This is a genomic window from Nonomuraea sp. NPDC051298, from assembly GCF_055586305.1.
In genome coordinates this window covers 52017-75076 of the sequence record NZ_JBVJIM010000010.1, presented here as the reverse complement: position 1 = coordinate 75076, position 23060 = coordinate 52017, and the positions used below count along the sequence as shown (strand labels likewise).

Below are 23060 nucleotides of genomic sequence, written 5' to 3'. Positions count from 1 at the left end.
TGTGTACAAATCCAAAGCTGCGATGTCCGGCGGCGAGCAATTCTACATAGAGGCGTACCGGGAGATGGGGTTCACCCTCAGAAATGTGGACGAGGCTCTTAGCTGGCGGCCGGAGAGACGAAAGAAGTCACTCTCGAAACTGGACGCATTCTTCCTGGAGAAGACGTTCAAGGGACAGTTATAGTAGGCCGGGTGGAACTGTTCATCTACTGGTTCGGTGACGCCCGGGTGTCCGGAGGCGACCTCGAGGACACCATCGACGACGTTCTCAACGGCGAGGGCGAGGTGACCGGCGGGGGAAGCGGTGACACCGGCGGGAACATCGACGTTGAGATCTTCGACGATGTCAACGTCGAGAGGCTGATGGCCGAGATCGCCTCGGCGGTCTCGGCCCACCTCCCAGCGAACGCCTATTACCACTTCGCCAACGACGAAGAGCAGCATCTGCTGCGCGAGCTGTTGCCCGATCATCCTGAGGTCCCCGAGCACCTGCGCGCGGCGGCCAAGGGCATCTGCAACGGGTTGAACAGCGCGCTCAGGGCGGCGTCGGATGGTGATATGCCGTTCAAGTGTGCTTCCTCCATGGTGGACGGCACCACGGTGATCTCCAATCTCGTCGGCCGGCTCGGTGTGGACGACGCACGCGAGCGGTTCGAGAGATGGACCGCCGGCAGCGCCGCCCTCATGCTCGTGCAGTCACTCAAGCTGGCCGGCGCCACGGCCTGGGAGGCGCACTACAACGGCGTGCCCATCGTAAGGGTGCCTGTGAACTGAGAACGCGTGACCGGCGTACGACGTATGCCAGTCACGCGTTCTCAGGTGGCGAGGGTCACGGGTCGACAGGTGACGACGCGTTCCCGTTGACGGCGCGTGCGCGGGACGCTTCACGTCATCCCCCTCCCGCTCGAACTCCGCCCGAGCTTCCTCCAGTCACCGCAGCCGGAACAGCAGGTCACTTCGTATGCCTGACAGCAGGCGGCAATCCTCGATCCATCACACGGGTACTGTCAGAGCCGAGCCGGCGCCTCGTACAGCGAGGCGATCCGGACCTAGCCGGTGTTCTGCGTGGTAGCGGCGATGACGTCTTCGCGCAGCGGTGTGCGCCAAATCTGTGGAACGGCCTCGAGCGGGTCCTCGGAGACGGCGATCTGACTGTTTTCACAACGTCAATAGAGATCACTTCGTGGGCCTACGTCCGCGACCAGGTGGCGAAGGGCTTGCCGGCTCGGCTCGGTCAGTTGGGCAGTCGTGGTCCGGGGCGGGTCATCTGCGGCGGTTGTCGCGCAGGCGGGCGGCCAGGGCGGCGGCCTGGGTGCGGCGCTGCATGTTGAGCTTGGCGAGCAGGTTGGACACGTAGTTCTTGACGGTCTTCTCCGCCAGGAACATCCGTTCGCCGATCTGCCGGTTGGTCAGCCCCTCGCCGATCAGGTCGAGGATGTGCCGTTCCTGCTCGGACAGTGCCGCGAGAGGGTCCTTCCTGGCCGCCTGCTCGCGCAGGCGCTGCAGCATGGCGGCGGTGGTCTGCGGGTCGAGGAGAGACTGCCCCGAGGCCACCGTACGGACCGCGCCCACGAGGTCGGAGCCGTGAATCTGCTTGAGCACGTAGCCCGCCGCCCCGGCCATCACCGCGTCGAACAGCGCGTCGTCGTCGGCGTACGAGGTCAGCATCAGGCACGCCAGCCCCGGTAGCTGGGAGCGCACCTCACGGCACACGTTCACGCCGCTGCCGTCCGGGAGTCGCACGTCCAGCACCGCCACGTCGGGCTTGAGCGCGGGGATGCGGGCGACGGCGGACTCGGCCGTGCCGGCTTCCCCGATGACCTGGATGTCGTCCTCGGACTCCAGCAGTGCCGCGACACCCCTCCGCACGACCTCGTGGTCGTCGACGAGGAACACACGAATCATGTATATGACGCTATCCGACCACCCGGCAGGGCCCAAGGTGACGGAGGCGGCGGCCCGGGACGGAACAGTGGGGTTCGGGTGGGGAGCCGGGGGCGATCGTGACCAGGAGTTGGCCGGATCATCACGTAAGCGCGGTCTGCGACTGATGTTCGCCCCTGTCGTGGACCTGATGCTCGGGCCGTGAGGGCCGGGGATAGGCCCAGCCGCGGGTCCGGTGTCACACTGGTGAGTGTGGAGGGCGAGCGTCATCCGGTGATGCCGCAGATGCGGCTCGATGAGCTGCTGGCCGAGCTGCAGGTGCGGCTGAACGCCGTGCTGGCCACTCGGGACCGCGTACACGCGCTGGTCGAGGCCGTGGTGTCGGTGGGCAGCGATCTCGAGCTGGAGACCGTGCTGCGCCGGATCGTGGAGACGGCGACCAGACTGGTCGACGCCAGCTACGGCGCGCTGGGCGTGGTCGGCCATGAGAGCACGCTGATTCAGTTCATCCCGGTCGGGCTGACCGAGGAGGAGATCGCCAGGATCGAGCACTGGCCGCACGGCCTGGGGCTGCTCGGTCTGTTGATCAAGGACGCGCGTCCCCTCCGGCTGGGCCGCATCTCCGACCACCCCGAGTCGTACGGCTTCCCGCCCGGCCACCCGCCGATGGGCACCTTCCTGGGGGTCCCCGTACGGGTGCGCGACGAGGTTTTCGGAAACCTTTACCTGACGGAGAAGCGCGGCGGCGGCGAGTTCGACGAGGAGGACGAGGCCATCGTGATAGCCCTCGCCACCGCCGCCGGCGTCGCCGTGGAGAACGCCCGCCTGTACGCGGAGACGCGACGGCGTGAGACCTGGCTCCAGGCGTCCTCGGAGGTGAGCACGAGCCTGCTGTCCGGGGCCGATCCTCGGCGGGTGCTGAGCCTGGTGGCGACCCGGGCCCGCGAGATGAGCGACGCGGACCTGGTCCAGGTGCTGCTGCCGGACCAGTCCGGGCAGGCGCTGATCGTCGAGGTCGCGGAGGGCGAGGGCGCGCGGGAGCTGCTGGGCACCGCGTTCGAGAGGTCGGCCACGATGGTGGGCGACGTGTTCACCCAGGGGGAGCCGGTCTCCGACACGGACATGCAGCAGGCTTCCCACTCGGAGTCTCCGCTGCGCCGCTGCGGTTACGGACCGGGGCTGATGGTGCCGCTGGGAGCGGTGCCCCGGGTGCGCGGGGTGCTGGTCCTGGCCAAGCGGAGCGGGCGGCTGCCGTTCAGCGGGGCGGACGAGCAGGTGCTGCAGGCGTTCGCCGGGCAGGCGGCGATCGCGCTCGAACTGGCCGAGGCCCGCCGCGACGCCGAGCGGCTGGGCCTGCTGGAGGATCGTGATCGGATCGCCAAGGATCTGCACGACGTGGTGATCCAGCGGCTGTTCGCGACCGCGATGACGTTGATGAGCACGATCCGGCTGGTGGAACGGCCGGAGGCGGCCAAGCGGATCCAGCACACGATCGACGAGCTGGACGAGACCATCCGGCAGATCCGCTCGTCCATCTTCGCGTTGCAGGGCTCCGGGGATGCCGAGCCCAGCCTGCGCAGGCAGATCGTGGAGCTGGTGGAGGGCGCCGCCGGGCACTTGGGGTTCATGCCTGGCCTGCGGATGGAGGGGCAGATCGACACGGTGGTGCCCGCGCCGGTCGCCGAGCACCTGCTGGCGGTGCTGCGCGAGGCTCTGTCGAACGTGGTCCGCCACTCCCGGGCGACCCGCGCCGACGTCCTCGTCGAGGCGGCGGGCGCCGAACTCTCCCTCGTGGTGACGGACGACGGCGTCGGCGTGGGGGAGACGGAGCGCCGGAGCGGGCTGCGCAACATCGAGGAACGCGCCACCCGGCTGGGCGGCACCGCCCAGGTGGAGACGCCAGAAGCAGGCGGGACGCGGCTGCGCTGGCTGGTCCCGCTGTAGGAGCCAAGGTGGCTTGGACGGGACGAAGGTCCTGACATCGCGGGACGTACGCCACTGTTTCGGAGAAGAGCGAAACGGTGTGCTTGGCATGCGCAAAGAAATGCCCATCCCCGCCGAAAGGAACCGTCATGGCCACCGCCGTCAACCCGTCTTTCGTGGAGACCCGCACCACCGCCCAGCGCCGCCCGGTCGACTACGCCTGGGCCGTCGCCCGCATCGCGCTCGGCTGGATCTTCCTGTGGGCGTTCCTGGACAAGACCTTCGGCTGGGGGTTAGCCACCCCGGCCGACCGTTCCTGGCTCTCCGGCGGCAGCCCGACGACCGGGTTCCTCAAGGGCACCGGTGAGAACGCGCTCGGCGGCTTCTTCGCCGGCCTGGCGGGGCAGGCGTGGGTCGACTGGCTGTTCATGGCCGGCCTGCTGGGCGTGGGGGTGGCGCTGGTGCTGGGCGTCGGCACCCGGATCGCCGCGGTCGCCGGCGGTCTGATGCTGGCCCTCATGTGGGCGGCGGGGCTGCCCCTGGACACCAATCCGTTCATGGACGAGCACCTCGTCTACGCCGTCGTCCTGGCCGGCCTGGCCCTGGCCGACGCCGGCGCCACCCTTGGGCTCGGCGGCTTGCCGATCGTCCGGCGCAACCGCTACCTCAGATAGCGTCTGCTCGATTGCCCACCTCCACGGGGTGGGCGTCGTGCTGTTCCCACATAGTGGGCCATTCGGCACCGTCAGTGGGACCTTCGCCCCTTTGGCTCGCTTGTCCTGATTGTCAGGATTATCGCTGAGAACGGGGGCAATCATGGGAATACAGCAAGACGAACCGGCCCACGAGCAGGCCGCGGGGATCCGCTCTCTGTGCCACGCGTGCAGTCCACTTCGTGTGACCACGCAGGCGTCTGACGGCAATACCGTGCTGGGCATCGCGGGTGAACTGGACCTCGCGACCGCTGAGCCGCTCAACGTGCTGGTGGACAATGTGATCGCGAACACCAAACGGAGAGTCGAACTCGACCTGTCCGGTTTGACCTTTTGTGATCTGTCGGGCCTGAGGGCGCTGCGGTTGTGCGGCCGGACCGCCCGCGCGTCGGGGGTGACGTTCGAGCTGACCGGCCTGTCCGAACGGGTGCTGTGGCTCCTTGAGATCAGCGGACTCATGCCGGCGTTCGTGGGCGTCATGCCGACGAAGAAGCGACCGGGCGGCCGCGGATGATCGGCCCGGGCACGGCCGCAGGGCCAGGTCGCCCCGCGCGGCTGTTTACGTATTTGGTGAATCCCGGGAACCGGCGCGAGATTCCGGTACGGCCGCAGCGGTGATACTACAATTCGTAATGAATGATCACAGTATGTAATTGAGGTAGGGGCCATGCGGAAGGCGATCATCGTGGTTGCGGTTGTCACCGCCGGTACGGCGCTCGCGGCTCTGACGGCTCTTCGAGGCGGCGCGCGTCCGCCCAAGGCCCGGTCCTGACCGTCTACGAGTCGTTTCGCAGGCAGACGGCGTCCGGAGAGGGTTCAGCCGGTGATGCGACGGCCGGACACCTGCTCGGCCTCGACCACGATGTAGTGACCCAGGCCGTTGGGCGCCCAGGCCGTCAGCGGCAAGCTCGCCAGCCGGTCTATCTCGGCAGGATCGGTCGCGGCCCGTGAGCGCCCCACCGCGGTCACCGACCAGCCGGTACACCGCTCGGGATCGAACTCGTCGGCCTCGAAGGCCACGACGGAACGCCGGGTGGCCGCCGCCAGCCGTGACCCGATCGACGTACGGATCACGATGGACTGGCCGTCGAGGCGGAAGGTGACCGGCTGGACGGCCGGCAGGGCCCGATCGGTGAACACGATCCGCCCGATCGGGGTCGAGCACAGCAGCCGCAGGCACTCCTCGCGCGAGAGCACCTGGAGTCCGGACGAATCAAGCCGCATACCCTCAACATTCTCGCTCGGACCCGCCCCGCGTTAGGGGCGAAAGTCCCTCCTTTGTGCTCCTGGCCGACTTTCCGTGCCGTCGTATTCCGGCGGATCACGACAGAGGGCCGACGACCCTGGCGGCGCAGGACGTTCGGCCCTGACGGGGGGCCGCCCGAGCGTGATGCGCTGAAGACAGGCTCCTGGGAGGGGGGATCATGGCCGTTCTCTCGGCGAAGCACGCCCTCGACACCGCGGTGGAGGCCGCGCGCTGGGCGCCGTCCATCCACAACACGCAGCCCTGGGCCTTCTCGATCTCCAGAGAAGAGATCAGCCTGCGCGCCGACACGGACAGAAAGCTCCGCGTCGGCGACGCCTCCGGCCGCGAACTGCTGATCGGTTGCGGCGCCGCCCTGTTCACCATGCGTACGGCGATGCGCTGCGAGGGCTTCGACCCGGAGGTGCGCATCCTGCCCGACCCGGACCGTCCGTCGTTGCTCGCCACGCTCCGGCCGGGGGTCGAAGTGCCGCCCGACGAGTCCATCAGGGTGCTGGGCCGTCAGATCGAACGCCGCCGCACCCACCGGGCCGGCTTCGCCGACGTTCCGGTACCGGACGCACTGATCGAACGCCTGGCCCGCGCGGCCATGGAGGAGGGGGCCAGGCTGACTCCTGTCCGTTCCGCGCGGGCGGTCAAGGTCATCGCCGCGCTCACCCAGGCGGCGCAGGGTGTGCAGGCCCAGGACCAGCGCTTCAGCCTGGAGCTGATCCGCTGGGCCCAGCCGCCCGGCAGCAGCCGTACGGACGGAGTGCCCGCCGAGGGCTACCCGCGCCAGGCGATGCGCACCGACCCCGAGTTCCCACAGCGGGACTATTCCTGGCAACACGACTGGGGCAGCCAGGCCGACCAGCGAGCCGCGACGTCCGTCGGGGTCGTGGCGCTGCTCACCACGCCAGGAGACGGCCGCCAGGAGTGGATCGACGCCGGGCAGGCGCTGCAGCACGTCCTGCTGTACGCCGCCGCGTACGGGGTGAGCGCCGCCTTCCACACGCAGGCGCTGGAGATGGGCCTGCTGCGCGAGTTTCTGCGGTGCGAACTCTGCTCGGGCCAGTATCCCCAGATGATCATGCGGCTGGGTCTCACCTTCGACGACAAGGACTCGGTCCGCCGTCCCCTGTCCGAGGTCATGACCTGAGGATTCGGGCCGACATCTGACGTCAGGGGCGGCTCGGACGAGATCCGTTCGCGAACCGCACGGTGATGGACAGACCGCCTTCGGGGCGTGCGGTGGTGGTGAGGGTGGCGTGGTGAGCTTGGGCGACGGCGTTGACGATGGCGAGGCCGAGGCCGTGGCCGTCACGGCGGCCGTGACGATCGGGCGCCAGTTTCTGGAAGGGCTGGAACAGGCGGTGGATCTGGTCGTCGGGGATGACCGGCCCGCTGTTGGTGACCGTCAGGGCCACCTGCGAGCCGGAGGTCCGCGTGGTGACCTCTACCTGCCCGTCCGCGTGGTTGTGGCGGATGGCGTTGTCGATGAGGTTCGCGACGAGGCTTTCGATCAGTTTCTGGTCCCCGGCTGTCACCGCGGGCGTGAGGTGTTCGGCGAGGCCGAGGTCTTTCCGCCGCGCCTGTTCGCGGCGGGAGCCGAGCACTTCTTCGACGACGTGGGCGAGGTCGAGGGTGTCCCGGCGGGTGACGCCGCGCTCGCTGGTGGCCAGGGTGAGCAGTGCCTGGACGATCCGCTCCTGGTGTTCGCCCAGAGCGAGGGCGTCCTGGCAGGCCGCCCGCAGCGTGTCGGCGTCGGCGTCGGGGTCGGCGAGGGCGACTTCGAGGAGGGTACGCAGGCCGGCGAGGGGGGTGCGCAGCTCGTGGGAGGCGTTGGCGACGAAGTGGCGTTGGGCGTCGAAGGAAGCCTGCAGGCGGGCGAACAGGTCGTCGAGGGTGTGGCCGAGTTCGGTCAGCTCGTCCGTGGGCTCGCCGAGGTCGAGACGCCGGTGCAGGTTCCCGGCGGAGATGACCTGGGCGGTGGCGGTGATGGCGCGCAGCGGCTGCAGGAACCGGCCGGCGACGTACCAGCCGAGCGCCAGGGCAACGGGGATCAGGATGACCAGGGCGACGGCGGATCCCGCGAGGAGTTGCGGCAGGCTGATCCCGGGCCCGGCCTCGGTGATCGCGCTCGACGAGGGCTCGCCCTTGGGGATGGCCGCGTGGATGCTGACGAGCGGGACGTCGACCATGACGAGCACGAAGACCCCTGCCGCGTAGATGCCCGCCGCGTAGGCGAGCGCGAGCCGCTTCTGCAGGGGCCTTCCGGCGAGCTGCGCAGAGGTCATGACGGTCCGATGCGGTAGCCGCCTTCGCGGATGGTCTCGATCACGGGCGGGTCGCCGAGCTTGGCCCGCAACCGGTGCATGGTGTGCTTGACGGCGCTGCTGAAGGGGTCGGCGGCCTCGTCCCAGACGCGTTCGAGCAGTTCTTCCGCGGAGATGACCAGGCCGGGCACGGCGAGCAGGCATTCGAGCAGGGCGAACTCCCTGGGGCTCAGCTCCAGACGCCGGCCGGCCCGGAACGCGATGCGGCGGGCCGGGTCGAGGGTGATGTCGCCGCAGGCCAGGGTGGGCGGCAGCGGCGGTGTGGCGCGGCGGGCCAGGGCACGGACGCGGGCGACCAACTCGGCGAACGCGAACGGCTTCGACAGGTAGTCGTCAGCGCCGAGGCTGAGCCCGTCGACGCGGTCCTCGATCGTGCCGGACGCGGTGAGCATCAGCACGCGGGTCTCACAGCGGCCGTGGGCCAGCCGCCGGCAGATCTCGTCGCCGTGGACGCCGGGCAGATCGCGGTCGAGGATCACCACGTCGTAGCGGGTGGCGGCCAGACGGTCGAGGGCGGCGGTTCCGTCGAGGACGACGTCGACGGCCAGGCCCTCGCGGCGCAGCCCGGTTCCGATGGAGCGGGCGAGGACCTCGAAGTCCTCGACGACGAGGACCCTCACCGCCACCCACCGCCGGTCGTCGTGCGGTCGGGGCGATCGAACCGGTCGCCAGGTCGAGGTGCCATGCCGTCAACGATGCCAGATCCCGGGTTCCAGCCCGGTCGCAGCCGCTGCGACCGGGCTGGAACCGGGTGCGGCCTACAACCGTCGGCATGAGTTCATCAACGCCCTACCGATCCGGCCGACGGGCCGGGCAGAACGAGTTCCCCCGGCTGCTGCGCGCGGAGTGGGCCAGGTTCCGCGCCGTGCGCGGCTGGGGGCTCGCCATGGCGGTCTCCGTGCTGGTCACCGTGTCGCTCGGACTGCTGGTCGCCGGGGGAGCCCGCAGCACCTGCGTGACCGGGAAAGGCGAGGGCCCCTGCCCCGCCCCCCTGGTGGGACCCGATGGCACGGCGGTCAGGGACAAGTACTTCTTCGTGCACCAGCCGCTCACCGGGAACGGCGGCCTCACCGCCCGCGTGTCGGACATGACCGGGCAGATGCGGTTGCCGGACGCCGTACCCGGGGTGCGCAACGTCAAGGAGGGGGTGGTGCCGTGGGCCAAGGCCGGGCTCCTCGTCAGGCAGAGCCTCAAGCAGGGCACACCGTACGCCGCCGTCATGCTCACCGGAGAACACGGCGTGCGCATGCAGCACAACTTCACCCACGACGTGCCCGGCGGTCCGCACAACGGCCCGCAGTGGCTGCGGCTGACCAGGTCGGGCGACACCATCACCGGCTACGAGTCGGACGACGGCAAGACGTGGACCGAGGTCAGCACGGTCGAGCTGACCGGGCTGCCGGAGACGGTGGAGATCGGGCTGTTCGCCACCTCGCCAGGCTCCTTGTGGGCCACGGCGTCAGCCTTCGCCCAGGTCACCGCCACCTTCGACCAGATCGCGCTGAAGGGCGCGAACGGTTCGTGGCGCCACGACGACGTCGGCGTCACCCTGGAGTCCGACGGCAGGACCCCGCATCACCCGGGACAGGTCGTCGAGTCCGGCGACCGGCTCATCGTGACCGGGGGCGGCGACATCGGGCCCGCCACGGCGGAGGGCGGCCTGCGTGCCGACCTCACCCTCATCGGCGGGGCCCTGGGGCTGATCCCGGTGCTCGCGGTGGCGGTCACGTTCCTCACGGCGGAACGTCGGCGCGGGCGGATCGGGGCCGGCCCGCAGGTCGCGCCGCATCCGGCGCGGCTGCTGGCGGCCAGGGCCGCGGTGATCGGGGCGGTCGCGTTCGTCACGGGGCTGGTGGCCTCAGGCGTCGTGGTCCCGGTCGGCATGGCGGTCTTGCGTGCCAATCAGAACCCGGTTCAGCCGATCACCCTGGCCACCGAACTCCGGGTGATCGTCGGCTACGCGGCGCTGACCGCGGCCGCCGCCGTGCTGGCCGTGGGCCTCGCCGCGCTGGTCAAGCGGGGCATGCTCGCCATCGGCGTGGCCGTCGCGCTGGTGGTCGTACCCTCCCTGCTTGCGACCGCGGGCCTGGTGCCGTGGCTGCTGATGATCACTCCTGCGGCCGGGTTCGCGATCACGCAGAGCGTCCCCACGTTCGCGCATGTGGACGTCAACCAGTCACTGCTCGGCGGCTACTACCCGCTCCCGCCATCGGCGGGCTTGGCCGTGACCTGCGGATACGCCACCCTTGCCCTCGGGGCGGCGATCGCCGTACGCGGCAGGGGAGTCTCACGTCAGGTGCCGCTCGCGTGAAGGCGCAGAGACCGGGCCCGGCACGATCGGCGGTGGCGACCCAGGGCCCAGTCTCGTGACGTTGAACCTTGAGCCGATACCGCTTCCGTAAGTGATCAAGCTGCAAGTGTGGTTGCTCCAGGGCCGAATGTGACTCAGCATGATCCAGTCGTCGTGGTGCGGGAGGGCGAATGGTCGTGTTCGTGTGTGCGGGGTGCGGTGCCGTGCTGACGGCGCAGGTGTCACAGGTCGCGCTCCCCGACCACGCCCATCAGCAGTTGGGCCATGAACTGCAACCAGTGCTCCTGGAGGCTGGGACGTACGCGGTGGACACGGAAGCTTCCGGACCCCCGTGGCGGTCATGGGAGGAGGTGGGCGCGGACGAAGCAGCGGCCCGCGGAGTGTACGTACCGGTGCGCTCCCTGCCGTACGGACCGTCCGGAAGGATCGGAGTCGCGCCGGGCGATATGCGAGGAACCGTACTGATTCCGGAGCTGTGCGAAGGCGGCTGTTTCGGGCCGGACGGTCGGGACGGTCCGAATCTGGCGTGTGAGCGGTGCGGGCAGGCCGTGGCGACCCACGTCGACGACTGCGGGCTCTGGCATGTGGTGTGGCTGGACCCACCCGCCGTCCGCCCGGTCGACGTCGAGGGCTCCATCCGTCCAGTGGTCGGCTGGGAGTCGCTACGGGAGGTGCATCCGGGCATCCCACCGGTTGAGCAGCCCGGCTGGTGGAGCCCGATGTGGCAGGCGGCGGTCGCGGTGGCGCTGGCCCACCTGGTGGCGGCGTCGGGCGGCAAGCGGGTGACCGTCCCCGACGGGCCGGTCGCCGAGGCGTTTCGCAGGGCGATCGACGTATTGCTCCCGGCGGGACCGCCGACGCTGGACCTCGCCCTTGCCGGTCCAGGACTGCCCGCCCCGGTCACGGACCTCGCTCTGGTGCCGCGGCATCCGCAGACTGATGAGGTGTGGCCGGCCGGTGGACGGGCGGTGGTGCCGCTGGCTGCCGACGTGTGGATGCACATGGCCTTCCACGACGATCGGCGGCTCATCTTGGCGGCGAGTCGAATGCCGGACGGTGTCCGCCGCGATGATCCTCCGCCGCCGTTGCCGTGGGATCAGTTCCGGCCTGATTGGAAGGTGTTCCTCAGTACGCTGCGGCGCCTGCCGGAGGTTCGTCAGCCATGGTTACGTGCCATCTATGACCAGGTCGAGGCCGGCCGATACCGGTTGTGGTAGGCGCTTTGCGCGGGGACAGGTGCGGCTGGTGGCCGCGGTGGACGGACGTTCGCCGTCTCCTGGAATGAGCGGGCATGAAAGTGATCCGGCGTATCGGGTGATAAGAGATGACCACTGAAACGTCGGAGGCTGCGCATGACGGGGGAGACGATCGCGATGCCGGTGCCCTGGGTGGCCCGCGCGCCGGGCGCCCTGGACGAGGAGGTGTTCGCCGAGGTGTTCGACGCCCACTTCGGCGAGATCCACGCCTATGTGGCCCAGCGGCTCGGCCCGGACAACGCCGAGGACGTCGTGGCCGAGACGTTCCTGACGGCGTTCCGCAAACGCGACCGCTACGACCCGTCGCGTGCGAGCGTGCGGGCCTGGCTGTACGGCATCGCCACGAACCTCATCGGCAAGCATCGCCGCCTCGAGGCCCGCACCCTGCGCGCGCTCGGACGTTGCGGCCCCGAGCCCGAATCCCCCGGTCACGAGGACTCGGTCGCGGTCCGCGTCAGCGCCCAGAGCCTACGCCCTGAGCTGGCCGCCGCACTGGCGGAGCTGGACCGCCGCGACCGCGACGTCCTGCTGCTCGTCGCCCTCGCCGGGCTGAGCCACGACGAGATCGCCACCGCGCTCGGCATCCCGTACGGCACCGTCGGGTCCCGCCTGAGCCGGGCGAGGAAGAAGCTGCGCGCCCTGCTCGGGGAGGTGCCGGTCCATGGATGACCTGGAACGCATCAGAGAGCTGTACGGCACTCGGCGGCCGGATCCGCAGGCCCAGGGCAGGGTGTGGCGGCGCGTGACGGCCGGGCGCAGGCGCGGCCGGCTGTCGTGGCTGATGATCCCGGCGGTGGCGGCGGCCGTCGCGCTGGCGTTCGTGGTGCTGCCCGAGCCTCCCGTCTCCGGGCGTTCCGTGCTGCTGGCGGCGGCCACCAGCGCGGCCGCCGTCCCCGGTGCCGAGGGCACGTACTGGCACATCAAGAAGGTGCGGAACGGGTCCGAGGTGACCGAGTTGTGGGTGGCCAGGGACGGCCGGGCGTGGACGTCGGACGGGGAGCGCGTCTCGCCGGTCACCGGCCGGTCGCCGTTCAGCATGGCTGGGCGTGATCTGACGTTCGAGCAGATCCAGGGCCTTCCCGCGGATCCGGCGGCGCTCAAGGAGCGGGTGATCTCGATGCTGCCCTCGAACGCCCCTGGCCTGCTCGCCGACGCGCTCAGCGGCCTGCTGTGGACCAAACCGTCCCCTCCCGCGGTCCGCGCCGCCGCCTACCGCGTGCTGGCCGAGCTGCCCGAGGTGCGCTATCTGGGTGAGAGCCCGCCCGGCGAGGCGTTCTCGTACGTGCTGGCGAACGGTACCCGGCGCACGCTCGTCATCGATTCGGAGACCTCGCAGGTGCTCTCGTCCACCGACAGCGGCCCGTCGCCGCGCGCCGAGCGCGTGATCGAGGCGGGCTGGACCGACCGGGGTCCCCGCTAGCACCCGCCTTCCCACAGCGACGACAACGACGGCGGCGGCTGGGTTTCGCGCGCCCAAAACAGGAGCCACGACGTGTTCTGGCGTGCCCGCACGACCTCAGGCAGGGCCATCTGCCTGAGCGACCAGTTTCCCGCGATCAAGGTGGAGGAGGTGATGCGCGGGCGGGTGACGTTCGTCGGGAGGCCGCCGGTCGAGCTGGGCGCGGACGTCGACTGGACCGCGAACCCGCACGGCAACCGCTCCTGGGCCCTGAACCTGCACGCCCTGCGTTGGATGGGCCGCCTGGTCGCCGAGTTCGAACGCTCGGGCGAGCACCCGTACCTCCACCGCGCCTCCGACCTGGCCGAGCAGTGGATCCGCGAGAACCCGCGCGGCGGCGCCGGCGTCAGCCCGTGGGCGTGGGCCGAGCACGCGGTCGCGTTGCGCGCCCCGGCGCTCGTGTGCCTGAGCGAGCACGTCCGGACCCGTCTGCTGTGGGACAGCCTGGCCGAACACGGCGAGATTCTGGCCGATCGCGCCCTCTACCGCGCCGGCCACAACCACGGCCTGGACCAGGACATCGCGCTGCTGGTGGTCGGCTGCCGACTCGGCCGGGCACGCTGGCGCGACCTGGCCATCCGCAGGATGACCGCCTCCGCCGAGCTGGCCATCGACGAGCAGGGGGTGCTGCGGGAACAGGCCCCCCGCTACGGCCTGTACGTGCACCGCCGCCTCGGCGTGGCACTGCGGGCGATCGACGAGAGCGGTACGGAGCCGCCTCAGGCGCTGATCGCCCGGCGGGCGGCGCTGGAGGCGTACGTGGCGCACGCCACCCAGCCCGACGGCTTCCTCGCCCCCATCGGCGACAGCCCAGCCGGCACCCGCGCGGACGGCTTCCCGCACGAAGGGCCGGTGGTGCGGGTGTTCGACGGCGGGTACGTCTTCGGCAGGACTGCCTGGGACGACCCGCGCTCGGCCTACTACTCGATCAGGTTCGGCCCCGGCCGGCGGATGCACGGGCACGAGGACCACCTGGGCGTCACCTACAGTGCCCAGGGCCGCCGCGTCCTGGTCGAGGCCGGGTTCCACTCCTACGAGCGGACGGGGTACGTGGAGTGGACCCGTTCGCCAGAGGCGCACAACGTGCCCGTTGCGGAGGGCACTTTCCGCCCCGGCACCCCCACGCGGCTCGTCGGCTCGTCCGCGGGGCCGTCCCGTCAGAGCTTCGAGTTGGCCGACGACGCCTACGGGCCGACCAGAACCCGGCACGTCCTGGTCAACCACGGGCCCGATCTGATGGCCGTGCGGGACTCCGTCGACCGTGGAACCCTGCGCAGCCTCTGGCACTTCGCCCCCTCGCTGAAGCCGGTCTCCCAGAGCGAGGGCGCGGTGGTGCTCGGGGACGGGGACTGGCGGGTGACGCTGCTGCAGTTCCCCGGGGCGGGGATGGCGGTGCGCCCTGGGCTGATCGCGACCGGCTACCTGCGTACCGCCGAGGTGGTGACCGTGGTGTCCCCGCCCGCGGCGGGCGTCCTCACCCTGATCGTGCCCGGCGCCGCCGAACCCCGGGTGTCGGTCTCGGGCGACGCCCTGACCGTCCACACCCCGGACGGCCCCGTCACGCTGCCCGCCCCATACAGCCGGACGACGCGGAACGCGTGACTTTTCGTCGAACAGGAACTGGCACAGCTCAGCAGCGGTCGTCGGCCCAGACCTCGAAAGGAGGCTCCTCTCCCAGAGCGTCGAGTCGTGCTGCGACCTGTAAAGGGGTGACGCCGAGCCGTTCCGAGATTTCCGCGATCGGCGCACCGGCGCGATATACGATAACGAGCAGAATGTCCAGGCCGTCATCCCATTTGGCAGGCCGGCCGGAGGAACAGTCGAAGCCGAAGAATGCGCCCGGCTCGAACACTCGATTGTCCGCCACATGACCACGGGCATCTTTCCACGTCATGGGCCAACCTCTCAGCATCGACGGGAGTGGCCTGCGCCGAACCCATTCTGTGGAGATGACTATTTGCTGTCAATGGCGGGGGCCTCTTCGGTCTCCCCGGTGCGACTGCCCATCCCGGATTTATGGACAGGCCCGGGGAAGGAAATTATGGTGGAGATCGCTTGCCGACGATGGCCGACCCGAGGCCGGTGATATGCAGAGCTACCGCGAACGGACTCTACGGCAGATGTGGTCGGCCATTCTTGGCCATGACGACTTCGGGACGACTGACACGTTCAGTTCGGCAGGCGCGGGCGAGCGGCATCTCACTGAGCTTCGGCACCGAATACTCCGGCAGTTCGGCTACGACCTTCCCCTGCAGCCCGATGTCACCATCAACGGCCTGGTCATGATGCTCAGAGGCACCGCGAGCGCCGAGACCCGATCGCTGGTCACACTCCGCCCTGGAGCCGGCGACCGAGTCCCCCTCTACTGCTTCCACCCCCTGAGCGGCAGCGTCTCGCTCTACGCGGAACTCCTGAACCACTTCGACCTCGGCCAGCCGATCCACGCGCTTCAGTCCATCGGCCTCTGCCCGGGTGCCGAGCCGGACTCCTCCGTCAACGGGATGGCCGACCGGTACGCCGCCACGCTGGCGTCGCTCCCCACGGGGGTGTTCGCAGGCTATTCGATGGGCGGCATCCTGGCCCTGGAGACGGCGCGTCGGCTGGATCCGGGGATACCCGTCGTCATGCTGCAGTCGGAGCTGCCCGATCCGGTCGAGCCGGTGAACCCCGTCCTGCTGGCGTACACCACCCTGGCCAACAACGCCCTCAAGCTGGACCTGAACGCGCTGCGCCTGGTCGCCCTGCCTCGGCCGGAGGCGCTGCGCCGGATCCTGGCCGCCGCGGTGGCGCAGAGAGTGCTGCCTGAGGGTTTCAGCCTGGAGCGGCTCGACCGGTTCCTCGACGTCTGCGCGGCGAACTGCGTTGCCGCCCACCATTACCGGCCCCGGCCGACGAAGACGCCCGTCATCGCGATCGGCGTACGCAGTGACTGGTCTCGCCACTGCGACGAGGTGGTGACGAGGGCGCTGCCCGAGTCGGCCAGGTCCCATCCGTCGGGGCTCGCGATGGCGATCCTGGCCCGCGAGGCCAGGAGGCTCATCGAGCAGAGGAAGGAGTAGGCGGTGAACAGGGAAATCGTGCAGTTGTGGGCGGAGGCGCTCGACCGGCCGGTCGAGCCGGAGACGAACTTCTTCCTCGCCGGAGGTACCTCCGTGACGGCCGTCCTCATGCTGAGCAGGGCCAACGAGCGGTTCGGCACAAGGATCACGCTCCAGGAGCTCTTCGATCATCCCGTGCTCGCCGACTTCCATGATCACCTGAAGGCGGCCCTGTGACGGTGTTGGGCGAACGCCTGGCCGGCCTGGCCGCGACGCGCGGCGGCGAGCCCGCCCTCATCGGCTGGGATGAGGGTGCGCAGCGCACCCTCACCTGGACGGAGGTGGAGCGGCTCACCCGCCGTCGCCCCGAGGCCGGCGACCTCGTGGTCGTGCGGGCGGCCAACGACCTCGAGACAGCCGTCACGATCGTGGCCTGCCTGAGGGCGAACATGCCTGTCCTCCCGCTCGACCCCAGGACGACCGCCGGCGAACAGGCCGTCGTCACCGAGTACCTGACCGCCCACGGCGGCTGGACGGGCGCGGCCTGTGTGCTCCTCACCGGAGGCTCCACCGGTGCGCCCAAGGCCGTCGCCTGGCCGGACCCGCTGACCTACGGCGCTGCCGCCGCGCCCAATCCGGTCTTCGCGCAGACAGGCTGGCGGGCCGGCATGCGCCAACTCGTCGCGCTGCCCATCCACCACGCCGCCGGGTTCAGCGGCTTCCTCGAAGGCGTGCTCGGCGGCAACACCGTGGTCCTCTACCCCGGTCTGGTCTCCGCCGACTTCTGGCAGGTCGTCGACCAGGCCCGGATCGACTGGTGCCTGCTCACGCCGACCCACATGCGCCTCGTCCTGGCCGCCTCCGCTGCGGGGAAGGGCCCCAGCCGCGCGTTCACCCTCCTCCACACCGGGGCGCCGTGTCCCCCCGGCGTGAAGCGTCAGTGGATCGACCTGCTCGGCCCGCCCAACGTCTTCGAGATGTACACCAGCACCGAACGGGTCGGCTGCACGCTCATCCGGGGCGACGAATGGCTCGCCCGCCCAGGGTCCGTGGGCCGCGGCGTGCTCACCAAGATCAGAATCCTCGACGAGCGCCAGCGGCCGCTTCCCTCAGGCGCCGTCGGCGAGGTCTACCTCCGGGTGCCCGGCCGGCGGGACACCGGCGCCCTCAAGGCGACACCCACCGGTTTCGTCAGCGTCGGCGACCTCGGCTGGACGGACGATGAGGGCTACCTCTATCTGACCGGCCGTACGGACGACTTGATGATCATCGGCGGCGAGAATGTGCATCCGGCCGAGATCGAGGCGGTCATCCGGCAACATCCGCAGGTGACCGACGTGACCGTGGTCGGCGAGCCGGACCCCATGCTGGGCGAACGGCCCATCGCCTACGTCGTCGCCCCGGGCGGGCTGACGGACACCGCGCTGCTCGAGCACTGCGCGGACCGGCTCGCCCTGGCCAAGCTGCCGAAGAGCGTGCGCTTCCTCCGGGAGATACCCCGATCGCCGACGGGCAAGATCACTAGACGCCATCACGAAAGCTGGGAGTCATGGATCCAGTCATCGGGACGCTGAAGCAGCACCCGGCTGTCCGGGACGCCGCCCGGGTGAGCGCGGGGGAGGAGACGGTCGTCGCCGTCGTCCCGACGTCGTTCCTCACGGGGGTGGAAGCCTGGCGCATCGCCCGGGACGCGCTCAGCGCGCCGGTGGCCTTCGCTGTCGTCCCCGAACTCTGGACGGACGAGAGCCGGTTCCGGGAGCACTTCAAGGATCCCGGCGTCCTCTACCGCTACGTCGAGCCGGCCGGTGGGACGGAGACGAGTCTGGCAGCGACCTGGCGCGAGATCCTCGGGGTCGACGAGGTGGGCGCGCTGGACGACTTCATCGAGGCCGGCGGTGATTCGGTCGCCGCCCTCCGGCTGATCGACGCGGTGGCCGAGGGCTTCGGCGTGGAGTTGATGCTGGTCGATCTGCTGGACCACGCCACCGTCCGGGCACTCGCGATCGAGATCGCGCGGCGGGGCGGCAATGGGCGCTGACCAGCTCATGGGCGGCAACGACCAGGCCGTGGTGAGGGTCGGCGCCACGGTGAGAAGGCCCTTGCGGGCGTGGTCGGCGTCGGTCCACGAGCTCCTACGACACCTGGAGCGCCGAGGGTTCGGTGGCGCGCCCCGCGTCCTGGGCACGGACGAGCAGGGGCGGGAGATTCTCACCTACCTGGAGGGCGAGAGCGCCGGCGAGCCGCCGTGGCCCGCGTGGGCATGGAGCGAGCACGCACTGCTCCAGGCGGCCCGCTGGCTGCGCGACTACCACGAGGTCGTGGCCGACTACGTGCCCTCTCCCGCGGCGTGCTGGCGGCTCGGCGGCACCTGGACCCCAGGAACGATCATTGCCCACAACGATGTCGGGCCGTTCAACGCCGCATGGCACGATGGCAGGCTGACCGGATTCTTTGACTGGGACTTCGCCGGGCCGGTCACGCCGGACTCGGACCTGGCGTGGGTGGCCATCGCCTGGGTCCCCCTGTACGCCCGACGGGTGGCGGTCACGGACGGCTTCGCCGATCATGGCTCCCGGCCGGAGCGGCTGCGCCTGTTCCTGGAGACGTACGGCTGGCACGGCCGGCCCGCGGAGGTCGTCCAGGAGGCGCAGGAACGCATGCGGGCGCGGGCGGCGCAGATACGCAGATTTGGCCGGGGCCCCGACGAGCTTTACATCAGGCTGTTCAAACGCGGCGTCGCCGACAATCTCGACCAGGCGATTCAGGAGCTTTCTGACTTTCCCTTGTAAAAGAAACCTTCACTGGGCAGAATACACTCGAGGAAACCGTTCCGCGAAAGGGGTAGCAATGAGACGGCGTCCGGTCCTGGTGAAGCTCGAGGAAGCTGAACTGCGTGTGGGCGCGGTGACCGCTTCGAATTCTTCCGGCAACTGACAGCGCCACGGGTGAGGCGATCCCGCCTCACCCGTTCCAGGAGGAGCATGTGACGGAGTGGCGTCCTCGCCTGCGGGAAAGCGTGATCGTCCAGGCCGATGGCCAGGAACTGCTGTTCCTGTGCACAGCGGACAGAACTGTCAAGAGATTCGCCGCCGACGCCTTTGTGAAACACCTGATAACGCTTCTCGACGGCACTCGTACATATGCCGAGATCGAGCGCGCCGTAGGTGACCCGCAGGCGCTCGGTGAGGTGCTGCAAATCCTCACGGAAGAAGGGTTGCTGAGTCGCGTCGGGCACCTGGAGTCGTCCTTTTCAAGGCTTGGCGAAGAGCGTGCCGAATTTTACGACCGCCAATTGCGGCTGCTCCAGGATTTCTGCGACCAGGGCCGCGCCGACGTCACCAGCGGCGTACGGTTGCAGGAGCGGGTCGACCGCTCGACCGCGGTGGTGTGCGGCGTCGGCGGGCTCGGTGGCTGGGTCGCGCTCTCCCTGGCGAACGCGGGGGTAGGCACCATCCGCCTGTGCGACTTCGACCGGGTCGAGCCGTCCAACCTGACCCGGCAGACCCTGTTCGCCTTCGCCGACGTGGGAGCGCCCAAGGTCGAGGCGGCCGCGGCCAGGCTGCGGGCCGCCAATCCCTTTGTCACGGTCGAGACCTTCGACCGGCGCGTCACGTCGTCCGCCGACCTGACGGACCTGGTGGACGGGGCGGGCATCGTGATCAACGCGATGGACCTGCCCACGCCCAACCAAACGGCCACGTGGGTCAGCGAGGCATGTTGGCCGGACGTGCCGCACATACTGGGCACCGGCTACGCGTACCACATCGGGGTGCTCGGCGCGACGGTCCTCCCAGGCAGAACGGCCTGCTGGACGTGTGTGCGGGCCGAGACCTTCGCCGACCACGGGCGCCACCGGATGGAGTCGCTGATCGGCAAGCGGCAGAAGGCGGGCGCCATCGGGGCGTTGTGCGGGTTGGTCGGCACGATCCTGGCCTGGGAGGCGATCCGGGTCCTGGCAGGGCTGGACCCGGCGTTGAGCGGCCGGTGGAGCGAGGTGGACTTCTGGCCGCTGGAGATACGCTCGCGCCCCATCCCGCGGCGACCCGACTGCCCGATCTGCGGAGAGGAACGCGATGGAGCTCCGTTCCAGCGACCGGACGGCCCTGATCACTCCTGACGGTACCGAGGTCAGCTATCGTGCGCTGGCCAGGCTTGCCGACGACTGTGGCCGGGAACTGCCGTCGGCCGGCAAGGTGCTCGTCGCGCTCACCGGGGACCGGGAACTCGGCACCGTGGCGGCATACCTCGGTGCGCTGCGGGCGGGCCACGCGGTGGCGTGGCTGGGCCAGGCCCGCGCCCGCGAACTGGTGGCGCGCTATCGCCCCGAAGTGGTGATCGGTCCCGCTCGGCATCTGGGCACGATCCTGCCGCCGGACGGCTACCGCCTTCGAGGGGGCGAACTGGCCGGAGTGTGTGTGGCGGAATCGACATGTCCAGCCGTGGCGGAGATCCACGAGAACACCGACCTCCTCATGGTCACCTCCGGCTCGATCAGCGGCGGCCGCGGCGTACGTCTGTCGGTCCGTGCCCTGCACGCCAACGCGGAGGCGATCTGTTCGGCCCTGCTGCTCGGCGGGGCCGAACGGGCTGCCCTCGCCCTGCCCCTCCACTACTCCTACGGCCTGTCCGTGCTCAACAGCCACCTTCTGGCCGGAGCGAGCCTGCTGCTGTCGGCGCAGCCCGTCACGAGCACCCGCTTCTGGCAGCACTTCGCCGCCTCTCACTGCACGAGCGTGGCCACCGTGCCCGTGCAGGCCGAGTGGCTCGCGCGCACTCGCCTGCCGTGGCGTGCGGGGACGGTGACCGTTTCTGGCAGCCGACTGGCCCCGCCCACGGCGTACCGGCTGCATGAGCGCCAGGAACGGGTGGGCAGCCGAATCGTCAAGATGTACGGCCAGACCGAGGCCACCGCGAGGATCGCCGTCCTGTCGCATGAGGACTTCCCCGCTCATCCCGACTCCGTCGGCCGGGTGATCCGGGACGGTCGGCTCACCGTCGTGGACGAGCACGGTTCGACGCTTCCGGACGGAGTGACGGGCCGGGTGCTCTTCGAGGGGCCGTCCGTGATGCAGGGCTACGCCGAGAACAGAGCCGACCTCCGCCTCCCCCGTACGTCGGGTGAGGCCCTGGACACCGGCGACCTCGGACACCTGGCGGACGGCTACCTCCACCTCACCGGCAGGGCCGCCCGGCTCGTCAAGCCCGGCGGGAGGCGCGTGCACCTCGACGCACTGGAGGACCGTTTCCACGAATTCGGCGCGGTCGCCGCGATCGGCACGCCCGACGAACGGGCGCATGTCTACGTCGTCACCACAGAGAGCGAGGCCCTGCGCCGGCTGAGGAGTGAACTCACCGCTGAGCTAGGAGTCGAGCCCACCGCCATTCAGCTCCATCCCGTCGACGACCTGCCCTGCCTGCCCAACGGCAAGATCGACTACCGCTTCCTGACGCGGGAGGCGGCCGGCCAACGTCGGAGACGTCTTGACGAGTCCAGATGATCACGTTTCATGACAGGCAACCATGAGCGAACGAACAGAGAACGTTCCGATTCCCACTCCTCCGCTGCCGCCCACGGAGCTGGCACAGACCTGGGGGCAGCACTCGATCTGGGAGGGCGTCTCCAGGGCTCCCGGCCACTCGCGGAACCTCAACGTGGCCGTCTCCTGGCCGATCCCGCCAGGCTCGACCGTCGCGCAGGTGCTCCGAGCCCTCGGACGGACGGTGAGCGCGCACGACTGTCTCCGCACCCTGTTCTCCGCCCCTGGCGGGATCCCCCTGCAGACGATCGCGCATGCCGACTCCCTACCCGTCGCCGTTCTGGAGACGGACGAGCCCGAGGCCGACGTCGTCCAGCGATTCCGGCAGCACGTCGCGTTCGATCACGCACGCGACCTCCCGTGCCGTTTCGTCGTGCGATGCCGGGACAACCGGCCCGTCGGGGTCGTCGCGGTGCTCTGCCATCTCACGGTGGACCTCCAGGGCACGACCGCTCTGCGGCGAACCTTCGAGGACGCGATGGCGTCGACGGCGCCATGGCAACCCCGCGACCAGGCGGCAGCCGAGGCGAGTGCCCGATACCGGTCGATGAGCTGGGGAGCGTGCTCGTACTGGGCTCGTGAGCTGGCCGAACGCGGGGAGCCGCTGTGGGGCCGACCGTGCCGCACTCCCGAGGAGCAGCCGATCATCCATGCGCGGCTCCGATCGGGGACGTTGGCCGCCCGAGCCGGGGCACTGCAGGCGCGCCACGGATTGTCGCAGACCGCTGTGTTCCTGGCCGCGACCGTCGCCGTCCTGTTCGCGGCGCGCCCGCCGGTCCGGCCCCTCTCGGTCGAGGTGGTCTCGGCCAACCGTTACCTGCCGCACGCCGCCGAATACGCGGGTCCGCTCTCTCAGACCGGTCTGCTGTCCCTCAGCCCCCGCGCCGGGGCCACCTTCCTGGACCTGGCCGGGGAGATCACCCGCCGCTCCGTACGGCTGCACGCGAGCGCGTACTGGAACCCGGCCGAGCTGGCCTCGACGCTGCAGGGCGCCGGGCTGTCCGGCGACCACCACCGGCACACGAGCGTGATGTTCAACCACATCCGCGACGCCACCAGGAATGGTGGGCCTGCCGACGCGGACAGCAGTCTGGAGTGGCTGCCCAACTGGGATTTCCAGCCGAGCCACTGCTCCATCATGATCGGCGGCGACCGGGGGCGGGTGATCGTCTCCGTCCGTACGAACTCCGCGTACGCGGATCGCGCGGAGGCTGCCGGCATCGCCTGGGGGTTCGAGACCGTGCTCGGGGCGGCCGACGATTCCGGCGGTCAGGTGCGCATCGGCGACCTGGAGCTGCCGGATCGGTGAACGGCAAGCGGCTGGGCGAGGGACCTCCTCCTGATCATGGACAGGTGGTCC

General features: G+C 70.0%; 23 protein-coding genes. 18 read left to right on the top strand and 5 right to left on the bottom strand.

Going from position 1 to position 23060, the window contains the following annotated elements:
- Positions 1-192 precede the first annotated feature (192 nt).
- A complete protein-coding gene (locus ACZ6S0_RS27110) occupies positions 193-774 on the top strand; it encodes a hypothetical protein (protein WP_465922126.1) in 582 nt (193 codons plus the stop codon).
- 489 nt (positions 775-1263) lie between these two features.
- Here the strand turns inward: ACZ6S0_RS27110 and ACZ6S0_RS27105 are convergent, their stop codons facing one another.
- The gene (locus ACZ6S0_RS27105) at positions 1264-1905 is read right to left on the bottom strand and encodes a response regulator transcription factor (protein WP_465922125.1); all 642 of its coding nucleotides are present in this window, start codon (positions 1903-1905) and stop codon (positions 1264-1266) included.
- 255 nt (positions 1906-2160) lie between these two features.
- On the opposite strand from ACZ6S0_RS27105, the gene ACZ6S0_RS27100 reads away from it, so the two are divergent.
- From ACZ6S0_RS27100 to ACZ6S0_RS27090, 3 genes are all read left to right on the top strand, one after another.
- Positions 2161-3828: a sensor histidine kinase gene (locus ACZ6S0_RS27100; RefSeq protein ID WP_465922373.1), complete on the top strand. Its 1668-nt coding sequence runs from the start codon at positions 2161-2163 to the stop codon at positions 3826-3828.
- Between the two features lie 128 nt (positions 3829-3956).
- Positions 3957-4481, top strand: coding sequence for a hypothetical protein (locus ACZ6S0_RS27095; protein ID WP_465922124.1), 525 nt, complete (start codon positions 3957-3959; stop codon positions 4479-4481).
- Between the two features lie 223 nt (positions 4482-4704).
- Complete coding sequence (locus ACZ6S0_RS27090; protein WP_465922123.1) at positions 4705-5034, top strand: STAS domain-containing protein; 330 nt, start codon at positions 4705-4707, stop codon at positions 5032-5034.
- A 302-nt stretch (positions 5035-5336) separates the two neighbouring features.
- Here ACZ6S0_RS27090 and ACZ6S0_RS27085 read toward each other — a convergent pair whose 3' ends face one another.
- On the bottom strand, positions 5337-5744 hold the full coding sequence (locus ACZ6S0_RS27085; RefSeq protein ID WP_465922122.1) for a pyridoxamine 5'-phosphate oxidase family protein: 408 nt from the start codon (positions 5742-5744) through the stop codon (positions 5337-5339).
- Positions 5745-5944: 200 nt separating this feature from the next.
- Here ACZ6S0_RS27085 and ACZ6S0_RS27080 point away from each other — a divergent pair, with 200 nt between their 5' ends.
- On the top strand, positions 5945-6922 hold the full coding sequence (locus tag ACZ6S0_RS27080) for an Acg family FMN-binding oxidoreductase (RefSeq protein ID WP_465922121.1): 978 nt from the start codon (positions 5945-5947) through the stop codon (positions 6920-6922).
- A 22-nt stretch (positions 6923-6944) separates the two neighbouring features.
- Here the strand turns inward: ACZ6S0_RS27080 and ACZ6S0_RS27075 are convergent, their stop codons facing one another.
- Together ACZ6S0_RS27075 and ACZ6S0_RS27070 are read right to left on the bottom strand one after the other, a co-directional pair.
- The gene (locus tag ACZ6S0_RS27075) at positions 6945-8060 is read right to left on the bottom strand and encodes a sensor histidine kinase (RefSeq protein WP_465922120.1); all 1116 of its coding nucleotides are present in this window, start codon (positions 8058-8060) and stop codon (positions 6945-6947) included.
- Entirely contained in the window at positions 8057-8719 is a 663-nt protein-coding gene (locus ACZ6S0_RS27070) for a response regulator transcription factor (RefSeq protein WP_465922119.1), read from the bottom strand. Before ACZ6S0_RS27070 ends, ACZ6S0_RS27075 begins: the two co-directional genes overlap by 4 nt.
- Positions 8720-8871: 152 nt before the next feature.
- Here ACZ6S0_RS27070 and ACZ6S0_RS27065 point away from each other — a divergent pair, with 152 nt between their 5' ends.
- The 5 genes from ACZ6S0_RS27065 to ACZ6S0_RS27045 all read left to right on the top strand — a co-directional run bounded on the left by ACZ6S0_RS27065 (position 8872) and on the right by ACZ6S0_RS27045 (position 14727).
- Positions 8872-10410, top strand: a complete 1539-nt coding sequence (locus ACZ6S0_RS27065; protein WP_465922118.1) for a DUF1349 domain-containing protein — start codon at positions 8872-8874, stop codon at positions 10408-10410.
- Positions 10411-10580: 170 nt separating this feature from the next.
- The gene (locus ACZ6S0_RS27060; protein WP_465922117.1) at positions 10581-11627 is read left to right on the top strand and encodes a hypothetical protein; all 1047 of its coding nucleotides are present in this window, start codon (positions 10581-10583) and stop codon (positions 11625-11627) included.
- 135 nt (positions 11628-11762) lie between these two features.
- Positions 11763-12335: an RNA polymerase sigma factor gene (locus ACZ6S0_RS27055; protein ID WP_465922116.1), complete on the top strand. Its 573-nt coding sequence runs from the start codon at positions 11763-11765 to the stop codon at positions 12333-12335.
- Complete coding sequence (locus ACZ6S0_RS27050) at positions 12328-13086, top strand: hypothetical protein (protein ID WP_465922115.1); 759 nt, start codon at positions 12328-12330, stop codon at positions 13084-13086. The genes ACZ6S0_RS27055 and ACZ6S0_RS27050 overlap by 8 nt, the downstream gene beginning before the upstream one ends.
- A gap of 72 nt (positions 13087-13158) precedes the next feature.
- Positions 13159-14727 carry a heparinase II/III domain-containing protein gene (locus ACZ6S0_RS27045; RefSeq protein WP_465922114.1) on the top strand — a complete coding sequence of 523 codons (1569 nt, stop codon included), beginning with the start codon at positions 13159-13161 and terminating at the stop codon, positions 14725-14727.
- Positions 14728-14755: 28 nt separating this feature from the next.
- On the opposite strand, the gene ACZ6S0_RS27040 is transcribed toward ACZ6S0_RS27045, so the two are convergent.
- On the bottom strand, positions 14756-15019 hold the full coding sequence (locus ACZ6S0_RS27040) for a winged helix-turn-helix domain-containing protein (RefSeq protein WP_465922113.1): 264 nt from the start codon (positions 15017-15019) through the stop codon (positions 14756-14758).
- A 226-nt stretch (positions 15020-15245) separates the two neighbouring features.
- Between ACZ6S0_RS27040 and ACZ6S0_RS27035 the strand changes: the two genes are divergently transcribed.
- The 8 genes from ACZ6S0_RS27035 to ACZ6S0_RS27000 all read left to right on the top strand — a co-directional run bounded on the left by ACZ6S0_RS27035 (position 15246) and on the right by ACZ6S0_RS27000 (position 23009).
- Entirely contained in the window at positions 15246-16184 is a 939-nt protein-coding gene (locus tag ACZ6S0_RS27035) for a thioesterase domain-containing protein (RefSeq protein WP_465922112.1), read from the top strand.
- A 3-nt stretch (positions 16185-16187) separates the two neighbouring features.
- Entirely contained in the window at positions 16188-16400 is a 213-nt protein-coding gene (locus ACZ6S0_RS27030) for an acyl carrier protein (RefSeq protein ID WP_465922111.1), read from the top strand.
- Positions 16397-17737: a class I adenylate-forming enzyme family protein gene (locus ACZ6S0_RS27025; protein ID WP_465922110.1), complete on the top strand. Its 1341-nt coding sequence runs from the start codon at positions 16397-16399 to the stop codon at positions 17735-17737. Before ACZ6S0_RS27030 ends, ACZ6S0_RS27025 begins: the two co-directional genes overlap by 4 nt.
- Positions 17713-18201, top strand: a complete 489-nt coding sequence (locus ACZ6S0_RS27020; protein ID WP_465922109.1) for a phosphopantetheine-binding protein — start codon at positions 17713-17715, stop codon at positions 18199-18201. Before ACZ6S0_RS27025 ends, ACZ6S0_RS27020 begins: the two co-directional genes overlap by 25 nt.
- Positions 18191-18952, top strand: coding sequence for a phosphotransferase (locus ACZ6S0_RS27015; protein ID WP_465922108.1), 762 nt, complete (start codon positions 18191-18193; stop codon positions 18950-18952). Before ACZ6S0_RS27020 ends, ACZ6S0_RS27015 begins: the two co-directional genes overlap by 11 nt.
- A gap of 194 nt (positions 18953-19146) precedes the next feature.
- Positions 19147-20280 carry a HesA/MoeB/ThiF family protein gene (locus tag ACZ6S0_RS27010; protein ID WP_465922107.1) on the top strand — a complete coding sequence of 378 codons (1134 nt, stop codon included), beginning with the start codon at positions 19147-19149 and terminating at the stop codon, positions 20278-20280.
- Positions 20237-21661, top strand: a complete 1425-nt coding sequence (locus tag ACZ6S0_RS27005) for an AMP-binding protein (protein ID WP_465922106.1) — start codon at positions 20237-20239, stop codon at positions 21659-21661. Before ACZ6S0_RS27010 ends, ACZ6S0_RS27005 begins: the two co-directional genes overlap by 44 nt.
- A 22-nt stretch (positions 21662-21683) precedes the next feature.
- Positions 21684-23009, top strand: coding sequence for a condensation domain-containing protein (locus ACZ6S0_RS27000; RefSeq protein WP_465922105.1), 1326 nt, complete (start codon positions 21684-21686; stop codon positions 23007-23009).
- The last annotated feature ends 51 nt before the right edge of the window (positions 23010-23060 follow it).

Bases quoted from the DNA above. Each gene is read 5' to 3' on its own strand.
- ACZ6S0_RS27105 (WP_465922125.1), bottom strand. From the start codon at position 1,905: ATGATTCGTGTGTTCCTCGTCGACGACCACGAGGTCGTGCGGAGGGGT.
- ACZ6S0_RS27100 (WP_465922373.1), top strand. From the start codon at position 2,161: ATGCCGCAGATGCGGCTCGATGAGCTGCTGGCCGAGCTGCAGGTGCGG.
- ACZ6S0_RS27095 (WP_465922124.1), top strand. From the start codon at position 3,957: ATGGCCACCGCCGTCAACCCGTCTTTCGTGGAGACCCGCACCACCGCC.
- ACZ6S0_RS27085 (WP_465922122.1), bottom strand. From the start codon at position 5,744: ATGCGGCTTGATTCGTCCGGACTCCAGGTGCTCTCGCGCGAGGAGTGC.
- ACZ6S0_RS27080 (WP_465922121.1), top strand. From the start codon at position 5,945: ATGGCCGTTCTCTCGGCGAAGCACGCCCTCGACACCGCGGTGGAGGCC.
- ACZ6S0_RS27075 (WP_465922120.1), bottom strand. From the start codon at position 8,060: ATGACCTCTGCGCAGCTCGCCGGAAGGCCCCTGCAGAAGCGGCTCGCG.
- ACZ6S0_RS27065 (WP_465922118.1), top strand. From the start codon at position 8,872: ATGAGTTCATCAACGCCCTACCGATCCGGCCGACGGGCCGGGCAGAAC.
- ACZ6S0_RS27060 (WP_465922117.1), top strand. From the start codon at position 10,581: ATGGTCGTGTTCGTGTGTGCGGGGTGCGGTGCCGTGCTGACGGCGCAG.
- ACZ6S0_RS27055 (WP_465922116.1), top strand. From the start codon at position 11,763: ATGACGGGGGAGACGATCGCGATGCCGGTGCCCTGGGTGGCCCGCGCG.
- ACZ6S0_RS27050 (WP_465922115.1), top strand. From the start codon at position 12,328: ATGGATGACCTGGAACGCATCAGAGAGCTGTACGGCACTCGGCGGCCG.
- ACZ6S0_RS27040 (WP_465922113.1), bottom strand. From the start codon at position 15,019: ATGACGTGGAAAGATGCCCGTGGTCATGTGGCGGACAATCGAGTGTTC.
- ACZ6S0_RS27035 (WP_465922112.1), top strand. From the start codon at position 15,246: ATGTGGTCGGCCATTCTTGGCCATGACGACTTCGGGACGACTGACACG.
- ACZ6S0_RS27020 (WP_465922109.1), top strand. From the start codon at position 17,713: ATGGATCCAGTCATCGGGACGCTGAAGCAGCACCCGGCTGTCCGGGAC.
- ACZ6S0_RS27015 (WP_465922108.1), top strand. From the start codon at position 18,191: ATGGGCGCTGACCAGCTCATGGGCGGCAACGACCAGGCCGTGGTGAGG.
- ACZ6S0_RS27005 (WP_465922106.1), top strand. From the start codon at position 20,237: ATGGAGCTCCGTTCCAGCGACCGGACGGCCCTGATCACTCCTGACGGT.
- ACZ6S0_RS27000 (WP_465922105.1), top strand. From the start codon at position 21,684: ATGAGCGAACGAACAGAGAACGTTCCGATTCCCACTCCTCCGCTGCCG.